The following is a 16,541-nucleotide window of genomic DNA, read 5'->3' on the forward strand; positions in this document are numbered from 1 at the left end:
TGAGAAGTATTGATAGTAATACCACGTTCACGTTCTTCTGGAGCGTTATCGATTTGAGCAAAATCTTTAACTTCGCCACCGTATTTTTTTGCTAATACCGCAGAGATAGCGGCTGTTAATGTTGTTTTACCGTGATCTACGTGACCGATAGTACCAACGTTAACGTGCGGTTTGGTACGTTCAAATTTTTCTTTAGCCATTTTAAAATACCTCTGGGTATAGAATTAAGTTTAATATTACAATGTTTGAAATATCTGGATAGAATTATCTTAAGAATGGTGCTGATAGGCAGATTCGAACTGCCGACCTCACCCTTACCAAGGGTGTGCTCTACCAACTGAGCCATATCAGCATACATATACAAAGATTGGAGCGGGTGGCGGGAATCGAACCCGCTTCATCAGCTTGGAAGGCTGAGGTAATAGCCAGTATACGACACCCGCTTACTCTATCTGATCATCTCTGTTTTTTGACCTACTCTTATGTTGCAAAATAAGCGCCATAAGCATAAGTCGAAATATGGTGGAGGGAGGTGGATTCGAACCACCGAAGGCTGAGCCGTCAGATTTACAGTCTGATCCCTTTGGCCACTCGGGAACCCCTCCACATTGAGCCGATACCTTTTCACAGGTACCTTATATAAGCAAAGCTTAAATAAGTATTAATGGTGCCGACTGCCGGAATCGAACTGGCGACCTACTGATTACAAGTCAGTTGCTCTACCAACTGAGCTAAGTCGGCACTACATTAAGTGGTGCGAATTCTAGTGTAATGTTTTGCCCCTTGCAATAGCTAAATTGAAATATTTTGAACTTTTTAGCTGTTTATTGTTTGTTTGTTGATTTTTTATTCAAGGAGAGCTTACTTTATCCGCTCAACGGTATATTACCGCGAGCTAAAGTACAAAACGACATTATATTATGTCGGCATATAATGTCGGATCACTGTATTTTATCCTACGGTTTCTCTATTAAGTTATTTCAAGTTCAGATTCATTACTATATTCTTGGCGATATATCATAATGCTAAGCAAAATTAAAAATGTATAACTAAAAATGTATAACTAAAAAGTACCAAAGCTTAATGCGATAATGACGTTACTGGCATAGCCCCTAATTGTCCTGCCGACATTTGTGGTAACACAGGTGATTTTTGCTCACCTTGTGCTTTAGCCGCCGCTGAAGTTACAGCACCTACTGACTTATTTCTCGCTCTTATCATAGGAGCAGGAATGATACGCCCTTTTATTTTTGGCTGAGGGGCAAAGTTAGCCGCTGATTTACCAAACAAGCGGGTATGAATACATGTTCTAATTTCTTCTAGGGTGTAATTCGCTTTTACTTTAATACGAAGATGTGGAATTGAAGCCGCGGCTAAACTACCACTGACAAACCAATCTTTCTTTATTTTATAACCTCGTCCTTGGGTATCCACTAAATCGATGGCACCCAGTAGCTTCATGGTACTGCGTTCACAAATGACAAAGTCTAAGTATTTTGCTTCAGCACTTTTAGCCGCACTTTGGCTAGCACGACTTGAGACACCATTACGAATAGTTACCACATCACTTAATTTCACTCGGTTTAATACCCGGTATTTTGTCCCTAGGGCTTGCTCAACTAAGTTTTGAAAGTTCTTTTCTGCCGGGGTAAATATTGCTTTTTTACTATCAAAAGGAAAAGGAAAGCTATTATCATTTAAACGACTAGCTAACACAGCAACAATGACCACTAAGGTAATCAAGGTAAATAATATCAATTCCATATACTTCTCCGGGATTCAAATTCTTGACGCTTTTCCTGATTCCACCGGATAAACGCACTACTTAAGCAGAATTAAGCAGAATGTGTGCCAAAGTTAAAGATATTATTAGAGGTTGTTCGGGACGGTTTATTGGCGTGTTGTTGCAGAGCTAGGTGCAGCATAAAATTACTGCACCTATACCCGTGTTACTTCAAAATGCAGGATTCAGCTGGAATTAGAAACGTCTTTAGGCAAGGCATTGATTGAAGATAATAGTTGTTCTATTGTCGAAATCAATAACGCTGCATAAAACGTTTCTAAACCAGCCCTACGGGGATGTATGAGCAAATCATGCTCTTCCTTGTATCTGTTTTTAAGGGAATAACCCTTAATAAAAAGATACGCCTTGATCATGAATCGCTCAGACATCCTGAAACGCGCATTTTGAGGTATCACGGGTATATATATAGGTGGATATAGCGAATTACTTAAGCGGGATATTTTTCTTCTAACGCTTTATATAACTGCTGTTGAAAATCATCGGCGCCAGCATCTAAAGTACTAACAAGTTTAGCTAACACCTCATTGTCTTCTTCACCGTGCCATTCTTTAATATAACTACCTTCTTTATAGCCGTGATCTTGACGGAAAAAGTTTAGTGTGTTTTTGCCGACATATTGTTTAAAGAGCTCATCTAAGTCCATATTCATTAAGGACATGCAGTCAGCAAGGGCCTTAGCATCAAAGGTTTTATCGGTCACTGCTGCTGATGCTAAGTTTTCAAGTACAACTTTAAAGTCACTTTCACCTGTACCTTGATGTAATTCTTTCGCCAGATCGCGAGCAATAAACTCGGCGCTATCGTTTGACATCAAACGTAAACTTAAACCAAAATGAAAGATATCGACCAGCTCTAATTGCACTTGAGCAATATCAATTTCTTGGTGTTTCCACCACTTCCAACCATGATGATCTAACATCTCGGCACATTCCACCCAAATAGCACGATACCACTCGTAGCCATTTTCACGCCAGGTGTCACTAACACGACTGTTCATCGCATCTTGCATGGTTAGCATTTGACTAATTTGCTTTTCAGCTTTAGAAAGTGCGTTTGATAGTTGTTCGCTCATGTTTTTCTCAAGTTTTCTTAAATTATAAATTTAGTCGGCTATTCTGCCGTAGCTGATAGCCCATGACAAGTTTTTGCTCTTTGTTTTGCTTAAAGAGTAACTTTATGACTATATTAATGAGGTAAAAGTAAATTTCACCGGCTGCTATTTTGTGGTACTTACACCAAAATATAAGCAGGTAGAAATAGGAGGATTTATGAAGTATTTAGAGAAAGACTTACTATTAAACTCCGTCATTAATTTAATTGATGATTTGATTTTCTATAAAGATAAAGACTTCAAATATATTGGCTGCAATACCGCCTTTCTCCACTTTATCAATATATCAGCTGATAAGTTAATCGGTAAAAATGATTTCGAAATATTTGATCATGACCTCGCTAGTCTATTTAGGCATCACGATAAACTCATGTTAGCCGAAGGTAAAATAAGAACTAATGAAGAGTGGGTTACTTATCCTGATGGCAGTAGAGTTTACCTATTAACAAAAAAAATACCCTTCGAGTATGCTACTAACCATATTGGTATTTTAGGTATAAGCAGAGACATCACCTCATTAGAAGAAGCGCATCAACAATTAAAAGCGCAAACTTTACTCGATGAACTCACCAAGGTTAAAAATAGAAAAGCCTACAATTTAAAGATAAAAGCATTGCTGGCGGGTTTTGAGCGCTATCAAACACCCTTTGCTATTATAAGCATCGATATAGATGATTTCAAAAAAATCAATGATAATTTTGGCCATGATATTGGCGATAAAGTATTACAAAGCTTCAGTGCGCTTATTGAAAATCATATTCGACAAACGGATCACCTATTTAGAGTCGGAGGTGAGGAATTTGTTATTTTATCGGAATCCAAAACAAAAATTGATACCATACAATTAGCTGAAAAACTTCGTCAAACTGTGGCAAGTAAAACCTTAATGCCAGGTATTAACATCACCATTAGTTTAGGTATTTGTGCCGTGATAAAAGGTGACTGCGCAAACTCCATCGCTAAACGGGTAGACTCTCTACTTTATCAAGCAAAAACAAATGGTAAAAACAACATCGTTTTTAAGCCGGTAGAGTAAATGTTAAGATAAACACCCGCTAATTCATCAATAGTTTTTTATCCCTTTCGGCTTAACTAAACAACTTTTTCCTTACCATGGCACGATAAACTTTTGGCGTTAAACTTAAATTCTGCTTAAACAAGCGAGTTAAGTGTCCTTGATCTTGATAACCAACCTGATCTGCTATTTCTTGTATGGTTAAGTTACTTGACGCCAGTAATTCTTTAGCCGTTTCAATGCGCAATTGTTGCCAATATTGGGTGGCCCTAACACCCGTTGCGGCTTTGAATCGCCGAGTAAAAGAACGTTGACTCATGCCAAATTGTTCGGCTATTTCAGTTAAGGTTAATTCTGTATTTAAATGTGTGCGTAACCAAAATTGAATTTCGGCAATCAATTCATCGGCGTGTCTATCACCCGAACCTTCTAAATAACGCTGCTCTTCATAGGGCTTGCGTATTTCATGGGAAAAATTTCGTTCTACATTTTGTGCCGCGGCTTTACCATAATGCTGGGCAATTAAATGCACAATAATATCAGCCAAAGCATTTAAGCTAGCCGCACAATAAATGCCTTCCGATTGGGTAATAAAGAAATCCGGCTTTAAGTCTACTTGCGGATAATCACGTTTAAATTGCTCAACATAATGCCAATGGGTTGTCGCTGAGTGATTATCTAACAAGCCCGATTCTGCCAAAAAACACACACCAGTACCAACGCCAATTAATGTACTGCCCTGCTGCCAACAATGTTTTAGCCAAGCAATAAGTTTTTTATGATTTTTAAGCACAGGCCGAGGATTACGCCACAAACTCGGCACAATAATAATATCGGCTGGCACGGTGCTAACATCGGCTTCATGGTCAAGGGTAATATCAGCAATTATACTAATACCCGCACGTGACTTTATCTTTGCTGACGACTCACTCAAAAATTTTGTGTTAAGTTTTAACGCTGACTTATCATAACGTCGGGCAAAGGCCTCACCGGCAAGTAACATTTCAACAGGTAATGTTACACCTGTCGCTAAAACGTGAGGATAAATCAGCAAATGAACCATAAGATTTTCTGATTTAATGAGTCTATTAGGCATTTTTATCTCTCAAGAACTTACTATGGCCATTATTACATATTATATGGCCATTCTAACCTATTAAATTTTCAAAGAGTCATTAGAATAGTGAAGATATTAGGCATTATTATTATTTTGCATTTATTCAAATTCTTTAAGTGGGTTATTAGATGGCACGTTTACCTTTAATTATTGGCATGGGCGGTATTAATGCCGCAGGACGCACCTCGTTTCATCAAGGCTTCCGTCGTATCGTCATCGACAAGTTAAATGCCCAAGCACGTCAAGAAACTTTTGTTGGCTTAGCAAGCTTAATGAATATCGTCAGCTATCAACAAGGCACTTTAGTGGATGTTGATGGTAATACAGTCGCACCTAGTGAGATAGAAGCCAAATTCGGCCAACAAATTCTTGCCGGTACCTTAATTCGTAAAATTGAGAAAAATCATTTTGATCCCGATGCAACCCATTGGCATCAAAAGATGAATATCAGCCCTACTGATAAATATATTTCCTTTGAGTTGCTCAAAAAAGAGTTACCTAAACCCGTACCAAGCTCATGGTTGCTGACTGATATCGGCGAGGCTAGAGTTGCGGTTAAGATTCCTGAGCAATTAACCATTACTCATGATGCCTATCGTGATAACCCCATTAAAGCCGCGGGACAGTTTCCAACAGGCTTTGACCCGGCAAAACTATATAAGAGCCGTTATCAACCGCGTGGTTTACAAGCGACCATCTTCGCTGCTACCGATGCCATTCGTTCAACCGGAATTGAATGGGATGCTATTTTAGACAAGATCAGTCCTGATGAAGTAGGTGTTTATTCGGCCTCGATCGCCGGCCAACTAAATGATGAGGGTTTGGGCGGTTTGATTAAAAGTCGTTTAACCGGCTCTCGCGTCAGTACTAAACAATTAGCCCTAGGGTTAAATACCATGTCTACCGATTTTATTAATGCCTATGTTATTGGTAATGTCGGTACCACATTTACCAGCTCTGGTGCTTGTGCAACATTTTTATATAACCTACGTGCGGCTGTTCATGACATGGCAGCTGGCCGTATACGCGTCGCTATTGTCGGTAGTAGTGAAGCGGCAATCACGCCAGAAGTCATTGAAGGCTTTGGTAATATGAGCGCGCTAGCCAACGAAGAGGGCTTAAAAAGACTAGACGGTACCGACACCGCCGATCATCGCCGCACCAGTCGTCCTTTTGGTAAAAATTGTGGTTTTACTATAGGTGAAGGTGCACAATTTGTTATCTTGATGGATGATGCTCTGGCTTTGGCTATGGGGGCAAAGGTACTGGCCTCAGTTGCCGATGTATTTATTAATGCTGATGGCTATAAAAAATCTATCACGGCGCCAGGTCCAGGTAACTATATAACGATGGCAAAATCGGTTGCTTTAGCCGAGCAAGTTTTAGGTAAAGAAGCACTGCAACAACGTAGCTTTATTCTTGCGCATGGCTCAAGTACGCCACAAAACCGCGTCACTGAATCTTTGATTTACCATAGAGTTGCTGAATGTTTTAATATCGAAAATTGGCCAGTAGCGGCACCCAAAGCCTATGTCGGCCATACACTAGGCCCAGCTAGTGGCGATCAAATGGCCATGGCATTAGGTGTTTTCAGTGATAATATTATGCCTGGCATTACCACCATTGATAAAGTTGCTGACGATGTGCATGACCAACACCTAAATATTGCCACTGAGCATTGGTATTGTCATGACATGGACATCGCTTTTATTAACTCAAAAGGTTTTGGCGGCAATAACGCCACGGCAACCATATTCTCGCCAAAAGTGACCCTAGCCATGATGGAAAAACGCTATGGCGCTGAGGCTATGCAAGAATATCAACAAAAGCTAATTAGCGTCGAACAAGCACAGCAAGTTTATCGAGATAATGCCAATAACGGTCAATTTGATTTGATTTATAAATTTGGCGAAGGCCTGATTAATGAGGATGACATTGAGCTAACGACTGATAAGATAAAATTCGCGGAATTTAAAAACAGTATTGCCTTACCGACTAAAAACCCTTTTGATGATATGGTTTAATAGCCTTAACGATTAAAGTGTTAGCTTGCCAATTTACTAAGCTAACATCTTGATTTTCACCTTTGCTATCGTGTTAACTATTTACTTAGCATCTAGTTAAAAATATAGAGCCGAGTCGCTAACTCCTCGCCACCGTTGCCAAAACAAAGACCAGGACAAATATATGACTCGGCTTAAAATCATCCTAATCACCATAATATCACTGTTAGCTTTTGCCGCTAATTCACTGATAACACGCTTTGCCTTAGAAAAAACCAACATAGATGAAGCCAGTTTCATTATGCTTAGAGTCGTTTCTGGCGCGCTATTCTTATGGCTATTTGTCACGATAAGAAATCATAAAACACCGCTTCAGTCAGGCAGCTGGCTCGCTGCTACTGCCCTATTCATTTATGCGGTTAGCTTCACTTATGGTTACGGTTTAATCGCCGCGGGTACAGGGGCATTATTACTGTTTGGCTCAGTACAAATAACCATGACACTTGTTGGTTATCGCGAAGGAGAACGGCTGAATAGAATACAATTAGTCGGTTTTGTACTTGCGCTTGTTGGCTTAGTGATATTAATGTTACCTGGTATAAGGGCACCGTCATTGCATGGTGCATTATTGATGTGTATTTCCGGTATTGCTTGGGGTATTTATACACTGCAAGGTCGAGGGGCAAGTGATCCCGCAGCAGCAACTGCAGGCAACTTTATCAAAGCAGCGCCAATGGCGATACTCTTATGGTTTATCGTTAACTTAACAACAACCAATGCCCTTAATCTCGACAGCATTAATTTAGTCGGGGCAGGTGCTCTTTGTGCCTTGCTATCAGGTATTGTCACTTCTGCTATAGGTTACATTATTTGGTATAGTGTATTGCCTGAACTCAAGGCTACTCAAGCCGCCATAGTGCAATTAAGTGTGCCTATATTGGTCACTCTCGCGGGGGCTATGTTACTTAATGAAGCTATTACCCTGCGTGTAATACTCGCATCCTTCGCTATCTTATCCGGCACCATTTTGGTACTCACATGCAAAAAAAACAAGTACAGCCTAATCAAAAAGTAATACCTTTCAAAATATCAGTTAAAATTCATCAGAGATAAATTCGTCTAATCATTATCGGTTTAAGCTAATTTTCCTGAACAACCATTATTTCATCACAGCGCCTTGAATTGAAATTGCTCAACCACTCTGAAACATGCATCTTGAATGGTAACGGGTATAAGCTAGCCATCATTGCTGTATTAAATTTTGCATTAACCCAACAAATCAGCATTATATTCGAAATAATTCTAAGCTAAGAGTATTTTGTTCTTAGTACACTTTTTACACATGCAATTTATTCTCACCTTCCCTTGAGCAAGCAATTTTACTGATATTTTGTTAATGCAAAGTAACTTCTAGTCTAATTGTTATGCAACTTGTAATACTTTGCAATCATATACTTGTGGATAATATACAATATAACATATATAAGTGTAATTGTACTTCTGTGTTGTTCTATTAAAAGCACCTGCTACTGACGAGTAAAAAGTACAACGGGAGTTCGTCAGATTAAGGACTAAAACAAAAATAATATATAAAAACAAAACAATAGATTAAATTAAAACAGGTATAACAAAATGATTAAATCAAATTTTAAGGCACGTAGAACACTCGCGGCCATTGCCGTAGGTACGGCATTAATGATTTCAATGCCAAGCGCTATGGCGGATGCATTTAACGGTTCTTTAAAAGGTGTTGTTACTAACACAGATAACCAAGTAACTAAGGGCGCGGTTATTACACTGGTCCATAAAGGCAAAGGTGTTACCCGTACTATTACTACCAATGAAAAAGGTGAGTATTCTTTAAGAAAACTTCCCATTGGTGAGTACGAGATGACTATCGTTAAAGAGGGTTTTAACACCATTGAAAAGCATGACTTAATTGTTAAAGTTGGTGGCGCCGTTATATTTAATGGTGTTCTGTTATCAAGTGACAACACTGATGCAGACGTTGAACGTATTTCAGTAATTGGTTCAAGAATAACGCGTGTCGATTTAGATTCATCAACGGGTGGTATTACCCTTACCGCTGGCGAATTAGACAAAATGCCGGTTGAGTCAGGTTTTGAAGCTATGGCATTATTAGCGCCGGGTGCTACCAGCAACTCTGCATTTGGTGGAGCAAGTATCGGTGGTAGTTCTTCTGCTGAAAATGGTTATTACTTAAACGGCATTAACATTACGTCTATTAAAACAGGTATTGGTTCAATCTCAATGCCATGGGAAGCAATTGCGCAAACAGAAATCAAAACAGGCGGTATTGATCCTGAATTTGGTGGTGCTTTAGGTGGTATTATTAATGCGATTTCTAAATCAGGTTCAAATGATTTTGAATTTGGTGGTTATGCACGTGTAGATCCTAATGCAACACGCTCACAACATAATAATCTTTTACAAGCTGATGGTTCGCTTCAGGATGGAACAACAGCTCAAGATGAATCGACCTTTACCCGCTTTAATATTTGGGCAAGTGGTGCTTTCATTGAAGATACACTTTTCTTTTATGCTTTATATGAGCCACAAAAGACAAGCTACAAAAATGGATATAGTTCAAAGTTAAACGATGGTGAAACAACATCAGATCGTTATTTTGGTAAATTAGATTGGTTTATCAATGATAATCACTCTATTGAATTAACGACTATTGGTTTTGCTACGAAAGGAAAAGGTACTACCTTTAATAACGACGGTATGACTGGAGAAGTTGGCGCACAAAGTGCCACTTATACCTCACATTCTGGTGGCGATGTTTACGGCTTTAAATATACCGGTATTTTAACAGACGATCTTTCAATTGAAATGGTTGCTGGTCGTACAACGGATAATACCTACAATACGGTTAGCAATACTGACCCTCTTGTATGGTCAAATTTAACCGGTTCATGGCAACATGTCTCAGCTGAATCTGCAGCTACTGTTATAGACAGTAACTTTACCCGTGATCAAGTTCGCTTTGATGTAAACTGGATACTTGGTGATCATGATCTTCAATTTGGTTTAGATTATACCAATATTGCTGTAGATTATGCTGCACATCCAAATGGTGTAGCTGGTCGTGAAGGTTGGTGGGATGTAACTTACGCTACGGGATCTGATTTCACAGGATTGCCTCAAGGAACAGCTTACGCTGACCAACGTATTCGTACCGATTTTACCGATTCAAATGTAACATCAACGGCTTTTTATGTACAAGATACCTGGAGCGTAACTGATCAGTTAGTATTAAACCTAGGTGTTCGTGTTTCAAATGTTTCAAATGAAATGACTGACGGCACAAAATACGTAGACGTTAAAGGGCAAATAGCACCTAGACTTCAAGCAATTTATGACCTGACCGGTGATGGTACTACTAAATTATTCGCAACATACGGACGTTACTTCCAACCTGTATCAGCAAATATGAACATTACTCAAGGTGGTTCTCGTCGTGATGTTCATGACTACTACCATATTGACCAACTTGATTCAAATGGCGAAATAGTTCTATTAGCCGATGGTTCTCCTTCTACTGGTGCACACATTAGTCAACGTGTAGTACAAGATGGCAGTACTGATGTAACAACCATTGTTAGCTCTAACTTAGAGTCTATGTACAATGATGAAATTACTATTGGTTTTGAGCAAGAGCTGATGGATGGTGACATGGTGTTCGGCATGCGTGGTATTTACCGTGATTTAGGTCGTTCAATTGAAGATACTGATTACTCTGCACCAATAGCGGCATACTTCGCTAAAAAGGGTATTACTGACGCTAGGATTCCTAGCTACGTGTTAGCTAACCCAGGTGAACCTTTGGAAATGACGTATGACTATGATGGTGATGGTACACTAGACACTATATACCTTTCAAAAGAAGACCTTGCTTTACCAGTAGCTAGCCGTCAATACGGTGCTGTAGAAACAACGTTATCTGGTGTTGCCGGTGATAGTTTCCACTACAATGCATCATACACGTGGTCTCATAGTTGGGGTAACACTGAAGGTTTAGTTAGAACAGATAATGGTCAGGCCGATCCAGGCTGGACAACTTCATACGATTACGCTGGTTTAATGGATCACGCAGATGGTAACTTACCAAATGATCGCCGTCATGCATTCAAAATTAATGGTTACTATGACATCACTGAAGAACTAACAGTTGGTTTTAATGCTTCAGTGGCTTCTGGAATGCCAATTAACAAGTTTAGTGTACATCCTGACGGCGTAGATAGTTGTGCGGCGGGTTCAGTATGGGAAGATTGTATTAGTAAATACTATGGCCAAGCATCATTTTATGATGCAAATGGCAACCCAGCACCACGTGGTACTTCTGGTACAACAGACTGGACAACTATGCTTGATTTAAGTTTAGCCTATAACATTGATGTTGCTGGTGGTGATTTACAACTTAAAGCCACTGTTTATAATGTACTTGACTCTGACACCCAAACAAGTGTTGAACAGGAACATGCGATAAGTACAAACTCTGGTTTAGAAGTTAACCAAAACTGGGGCATGACAACTAGCCGTCAAACTGCTCGTTACATGAGTTTAGAAGTAAGTTACCGCTTTTAAAGTTAATACTTATTAAAGTAAAACTTATAAGTATTTAACTGATATAAACTGCATAAAACCAGTTTAACCGACACTCAATAATTGGGGATAGGTTAAACTGGTTTTTTATGTCAATTGAAAACAAAACTGTACATAAAGACAGTGTTCAATCTATAATCATAGTAACCTCTACACTTCATTAACGTTCATATACCATTGAAACTCTATATTGCCGAAAAACCTAGTTTAGGGCGCGCCATTGCCGCCGCCTTACCTAAACCACATAGAAACTGTAAAACCCATATCGAGCTCGGTAATGGTGATGTGGTCAGTTGGTGTATCGGCCATATTTTAGCGCAAGCAGACCCTGAAGATTACGATGCGACATTAAAAAAATGGCGTATGGAAAGTTTACCGATAGTGCCTGAGCAATGGCAATTAAAACCCATTAGTCGTACCCGCTCGCAGCTTACTGTTTTACGTAAATTGGTAAAACAAGCCGATGAAATTATTCATGCTGGCGATCCTGACCGAGAAGGTCAATTACTGGTCGATGAAGTGATTGATTACTTCAACATATCAAAAAAGAAAAAATCTACGATTAAACGCCTGCTGATCAGCGATTTGAATTTACCTGCGGTGCAACGCGCACTTAAATCACTAAAACCAAATAGTGACTTTATGCCCTTGTCTATTTCTGCTTTAGCGCGTTCTCGGGCTGATTGGCTTTATGGTATTAACCTAACCCGCGCTTATACCTTGCAAGGGCAAAAAACTGGCTATAACTCGGTTTTATCGGTCGGCCGTGTACAAACGCCTTTATTAGGCTTAGTGGTCAGGCGTGAGCAAGAAATTGCCAAGTTCAACAGTAAAGCTTTTTATCAAGTACAAGCCCACCTTAGCTTGCAGGTAAATGAAGCCGTCAGTTTTACCGCTAAATGGCAACCCAGTGACAATTGTCAGCCTTATTGTGATGAAGAAGGCCGAGTATTGGTGAGGGCACTAGCGGAAAATGTTGTTAAACGTATTGATAACCAGCCAGCAACGGTCAGTAAGCTTGAGAGTAATGAAAAACAGCAAGCAGCGCCGTTACCCTTTAATTTGTCACAATTACAAATCAGCGCGGCCAAGCAGTTTTCTATGAATGCTAAGTTGGTACTTGATGTCTGCCAGACCTTGTATGAAAGACATAAATTGATTACCTACCCGCGCTCAGATTGTCGTTATTTGCCGAAAGAACAATTAAAACAAGCCAGAGGCATTGTTAATACCCTGGCGAAATCATCTTTACCTTGTAATAAACCAGCCCAAGGGGCTAATACCTCTTTGGTCAGTAAAGCGTGGAACGATAAAAAGATAACCGCCCACCATGCCATTATTCCTACCGAAAAATCACCGGAGAATATCAGCTTAAATACCTTTGAAAAAAATATCTATTTGATGATTGTCCGCCAGTATTTAGTGCAGTTTTACCCGGCATATATCTATCAGCAAACCAAGATCAGCCTTTTGATCGCCGGTGGGAATTTTGTTAGCCAAGCAAAAATAGAGAAACAACAAGGTTGGCAGGTACTTTTCCCGAAAAGTAAAAAAACGCAAGCAGCAGATGAGCAAGAACAAACCCTGCCACCTTTAACCAAAGGGCAAATATTACATTGCCAACAAGGCGAACTACTAGAGAAACACACTTCGCCGCCACAATCTTTTACCGATGCGACCTTGCTTGCCGCGATGACAGGCATTTCCCGTTATGTCAGTGATCCGGCCATTAAAAAAGTATTAAAAGACACCGATGGCTTAGGTACAGATGCTACTCGCGCCGGCATTATTGATTTACTCTTTAAACGGGGATTTTTACAACGCCACGGCAAAGCTATTACCGCCACAGAAGTGGGCATAGCCTTAATTAACGCGTTACCTGAAATGGCTACCCTGCCCGATATGACAGCGCAGTGGGAAGCAACACTCACCGCGATTAGTGAAAAAAATGCCAGCTACCTAAGCTTTATGCAACCTTTAACCAAAACGGTTACCGAGATGGTCTATAGCGCCAGTCAGCAATCTTTTGCCGGTTTACCCAAGGTGGCTTTTAAGCCGAAGCGCGGTAAAGGTAACTTTAAGAAGAAAACGGCAAAGAAGCCCGCTAAAAAATCTGGTTAGCACTGAAGGTAACTAACTTAAGCTGCTTTTTAAAGCGCCAAGCAATGCGGTATAAATAGGGTCGCAAAACTCAATGACCTCGCCCTCATTAGATGAAGTAAAACTCGAGCTCCATTCAACTAAGGTACCAGTTGTACTTTCAGATAACTTCACCACACCTAAGTAATTATCTACTGCAGTCTTAGCTAATGGGCCGGGTCCATCATCAACAGCATAAGAAAAAGTATAATTATTGTCATCTAGGCATACTAAGGTTTCATGAAAGGCATCATTGAGAATTCTTTTAGCACCTATGTCTGTGCCGCTAGTCTGACCCACTTTAACTAAGGAAGTGATCACGCCTTCCGCCCATGTCATATCATGAAAATCACGTATTTTTTGCCACACTGTGGCAACCGGTGTCGCAATTTCTATATTTTTATAACACTTACCCATGAGCCAACTCCTGTTAGTTTACCGCTTTAACGCTAAGTTTATGCGATAACAAAATAGTTGCCAGTAAGGGCAGGATAAAATAGTCAGATGATAGCTTTCATACTATGCACGTCCTTAAATATTACTTTAGCGAACACTAAGCCATAGCCAAGTCTTCTCTATCGTCTCAGATTGTAATATCATCAAAATATTCTGATTAAACCCCTAGAGAACAAGATGATCATTTTGCAAAGTGCCATGGAAAAGAGCAACCTTTATAAAGTTGATGAGTTTGGCGTTAAAAACTATAACTATGGCGCCATAGGCATGCTGTCATTAACTTTGTTTGCTTTGCTTAATGCTGGCTTGGGTTATGTGACGTTTCTCGCTGAAACTAGCGTCGCCAACTCACCGGTGAAAAATTATGCGGACGCTCTTTGGTTAATGTTAATGTCATCAACGACCATAGGTTTTGGTGATGTTTATCCAATAACTTTTATTGGTAGAGCAGCTGTTTTTGTGATGTTTATTTTGGGTGTCGGCATTTTAGCTGGCGCTGGTGCAGTATTTGCCAATAAGATTTTTGGCTTTGCTGATACCAATATCAAAAATAGAGAGCTACGAAAGCAAAATGAACAAATTATGCAGCAGAATATGGCGATTCATGCCAAGCTAGAGCAGCTAGAAAAGAAGTTAGAATTTCTTAACAAATAGAGCCGCTGTTAACCCTATTCTATCTCAGCTACTAACATTTAACTATCATCACTTTTTTTGCTGAATTCGTTATGAAATACTATGTCGTTATATTCAGTTTTTTTTGCCCTTTAGTACTTGCCGACGTTAGCGAACTTAGCGGTGAACTCAGAATTGCCACCTACCTCGAACCTCCCTTCGTCGATTTTGTCGATAATCAATTGGTTGGTCCAAACATAGAAATAGTAAAGTTATTAGCCAAGGCTCTCACACTAAAAGCGGTATTCGTACGTTGTCCATTTGCTCGTTGTTTGTCTATGACGAAACGCGGTCAAACGGATATGATATTAGGTTTAAGAAACTTACCTGAACGACAAAAGGACCTAATATTTATTGAACCGCCTTTATTGGTACAACGGCAACCATTGCGTTTTTTTACCTTGGCAACTAAAGAAATCGTAATAAATAATTTCGAGGATTTAAAAGATTTAATTGTCGGTACAATTCGTGGCGCCACCTATTACCCCCAGTTTGATAACAACCAAACAATAAACAAAGTAGAAATAACCTCCCGAGAACAATTAGTCAAGATGCTACTGAAAGGTCACATTGATGTTATTTTAGAGCGAGAAGAGTCAATCGTACCGCTACTCCCTAAAACTGAATATCTACAAAAAATTGCTTTGGCAAATTACCAGTACGATAAAACCGTCAACAGCTATATTGCACTTTCAAGACATTCAGCCAATAGTCGCTATGCGGCTTTATTATCACAACATTTAGCGGTTGCGATAGAAAATGGTACCATTGACAGTATAAGAGCTAAATACTCTCACTAAAAAAGAGTCTAGGATGACACGCACCACTACTTTATTGATCAGCATAATTACCATTATCTGTATTAGCGCAGTGATATTTTTTATCCGCTTAGTACCAAGTGATAAATCATCAGACATAGCGGTTACTCTACCGATTAAGTTAACCAGTGAGTCTAATGAGATTGAACCAGTATCGGCTTACAAAGCTAATAACAAAGAGATAGCCAAAGAGATCAATGAAGTATCTTTGCCGAGTATAAGAGAGGATGAAAATTATATCCTTGCTTGTCAAACCAGCGTTGATTACGAAGAAATATATAAAAACAATATTACAAAAGAAAAGCTCGACTATTATTATGATTATCTTGAAAAATCTAATACACCTGAGCATCAGATCGCTTCTATTTTATTTACTTCAGATACTCAACAAGATTCAAAGTTAAAATTGCTGCACGATTATCTTGAAGCGTATCCCAATAATAAATTAGCCTTAATCGATTTAATTGGCCTTTGCTCTAACAATGTAGAGCATAGTGTTTGCAGTAACGTCTTATTCAACAGAGCCAGTCAAGTAGACGGTAACAATGGCGCACTTTGGCTACAAATAGCCAACTTTCATGCTGCCAGTGGTAATAAACAAGCAACCTTGAACGCTATCAACAAGGTAAATAAAGCAAGTAACTTTAATGACTATTATTATCAACACCTTGCGCTCTTCATGCGTGCCTCAAAAGGTACTTTATACCATTTTGATTAAATTTGTGATCTAATTGATTTTATTTTTCAAACGTCCAGAACAGTAATTATGACCACACT

Annotated in this window: 13 protein-coding genes and 4 tRNA genes; 8 read left to right on the forward strand and 9 right to left on the reverse strand. The window is 39.4% G+C overall.

Annotated features, from left to right (window positions below; genetic code table 11):
* From MTCD1_RS17135 to MTCD1_RS17170, 7 genes are all read right to left on the reverse strand, one after another.
* On the reverse strand, window positions 1–200 hold a 200-nt coding region (locus MTCD1_RS17135; RefSeq protein WP_235013373.1), incomplete at its 3' end, for a GTP-binding protein.
* A gap of 76 nt (window positions 201–276) precedes the next feature.
* A tRNA-Thr gene (locus tag MTCD1_RS17140) sits at window positions 277–352 on the reverse strand.
* Window positions 353–368: 16 nt separating this feature from the next.
* Window positions 369–443 (reverse strand) — tRNA-Gly (locus MTCD1_RS17145).
* 77 nt (window positions 444–520) lie between these two features.
* Window positions 521–605 (reverse strand) — tRNA-Tyr (locus MTCD1_RS17150).
* A gap of 60 nt (window positions 606–665) precedes the next feature.
* Window positions 666–741: transfer RNA gene (locus tag MTCD1_RS17155), tRNA-Thr, on the reverse strand.
* A gap of 339 nt (window positions 742–1,080) precedes the next feature.
* A complete protein-coding gene (locus MTCD1_RS17160; RefSeq protein ID WP_057183001.1) occupies window positions 1,081–1,764 on the reverse strand; it encodes a DUF2726 domain-containing protein in 684 nt (227 codons plus the stop codon).
* 467 nt (window positions 1,765–2,231) lie between these two features.
* Window positions 2,232–2,876: a dUTP diphosphatase gene (locus tag MTCD1_RS17170; RefSeq protein ID WP_057183003.1), complete on the reverse strand. Its 645-nt coding sequence runs from the start codon at window positions 2,874–2,876 to the stop codon at window positions 2,232–2,234.
* 196 nt (window positions 2,877–3,072) lie between these two features.
* Here MTCD1_RS17170 and MTCD1_RS17175 point away from each other — a divergent pair, with 196 nt between their 5' ends.
* Complete coding sequence (locus MTCD1_RS17175) at window positions 3,073–3,951, forward strand: GGDEF domain-containing protein (protein WP_057183005.1); 879 nt, start codon at window positions 3,073–3,075, stop codon at window positions 3,949–3,951.
* 52 nt (window positions 3,952–4,003) lie between these two features.
* Here MTCD1_RS17175 and MTCD1_RS17180 read toward each other — a convergent pair whose 3' ends face one another.
* Window positions 4,004–5,026: a GlxA family transcriptional regulator gene (locus tag MTCD1_RS17180; RefSeq protein ID WP_057183007.1), complete on the reverse strand. Its 1,023-nt coding sequence runs from the start codon at window positions 5,024–5,026 to the stop codon at window positions 4,004–4,006.
* A 149-nt stretch (window positions 5,027–5,175) separates the two neighbouring features.
* Between MTCD1_RS17180 and MTCD1_RS17185 the strand changes: the two genes are divergently transcribed.
* The 4 genes from MTCD1_RS17185 (at window position 5,176) to MTCD1_RS17200 (ending at window position 13,800) form a co-directional block, all read left to right on the forward strand.
* The gene (locus MTCD1_RS17185) at window positions 5,176–7,071 is read left to right on the forward strand and encodes a beta-ketoacyl synthase (protein WP_057183009.1); all 1,896 of its coding nucleotides are present in this window, start codon (window positions 5,176–5,178) and stop codon (window positions 7,069–7,071) included.
* 163 nt (window positions 7,072–7,234) lie between these two features.
* Complete coding sequence (locus MTCD1_RS17190; RefSeq protein WP_057183011.1) at window positions 7,235–8,125, forward strand: DMT family transporter; 891 nt, start codon at window positions 7,235–7,237, stop codon at window positions 8,123–8,125.
* A gap of 557 nt (window positions 8,126–8,682) precedes the next feature.
* On the forward strand, window positions 8,683–11,661 hold the full coding sequence (locus MTCD1_RS17195) for a TonB-dependent receptor (protein ID WP_057183013.1): 2,979 nt from the start codon (window positions 8,683–8,685) through the stop codon (window positions 11,659–11,661).
* Between the two features lie 195 nt (window positions 11,662–11,856).
* Window positions 11,857–13,800, forward strand: coding sequence for a DNA topoisomerase III (locus MTCD1_RS17200; protein WP_057183015.1), 1,944 nt, complete (start codon window positions 11,857–11,859; stop codon window positions 13,798–13,800).
* A 12-nt stretch (window positions 13,801–13,812) separates the two neighbouring features.
* Here the strand turns inward: MTCD1_RS17200 and MTCD1_RS17205 are convergent, their stop codons facing one another.
* Entirely contained in the window at window positions 13,813–14,235 is a 423-nt protein-coding gene (locus MTCD1_RS17205) for an SRPBCC family protein (protein WP_057183017.1), read from the reverse strand.
* Window positions 14,236–14,451: 216 nt separating this feature from the next.
* Here MTCD1_RS17205 and MTCD1_RS17210 point away from each other — a divergent pair, with 216 nt between their 5' ends.
* The 3 genes from MTCD1_RS17210 (at window position 14,452) to MTCD1_RS17220 (ending at window position 16,482) form a co-directional block, all read left to right on the forward strand.
* Entirely contained in the window at window positions 14,452–14,928 is a 477-nt protein-coding gene (locus tag MTCD1_RS17210) for a potassium channel family protein (protein WP_057183019.1), read from the forward strand.
* A 71-nt stretch (window positions 14,929–14,999) separates the two neighbouring features.
* Window positions 15,000–15,746 carry a substrate-binding periplasmic protein gene (locus tag MTCD1_RS17215; protein WP_057183021.1) on the forward strand — a complete coding sequence of 249 codons (747 nt, stop codon included), beginning with the start codon at window positions 15,000–15,002 and terminating at the stop codon, window positions 15,744–15,746.
* Between the two features lie 13 nt (window positions 15,747–15,759).
* Window positions 15,760–16,482: a hypothetical protein gene (locus tag MTCD1_RS17220; RefSeq protein WP_057183023.1), complete on the forward strand. Its 723-nt coding sequence runs from the start codon at window positions 15,760–15,762 to the stop codon at window positions 16,480–16,482.
* Window positions 16,483–16,541 lie beyond the last annotated feature (59 nt).

The organism is Colwellia marinimaniae (assembly GCF_002207865.1).
In the GTDB taxonomy this organism is placed as follows: Bacteria; Pseudomonadota; Gammaproteobacteria; order Enterobacterales; family Alteromonadaceae; genus Colwellia; species Colwellia marinimaniae.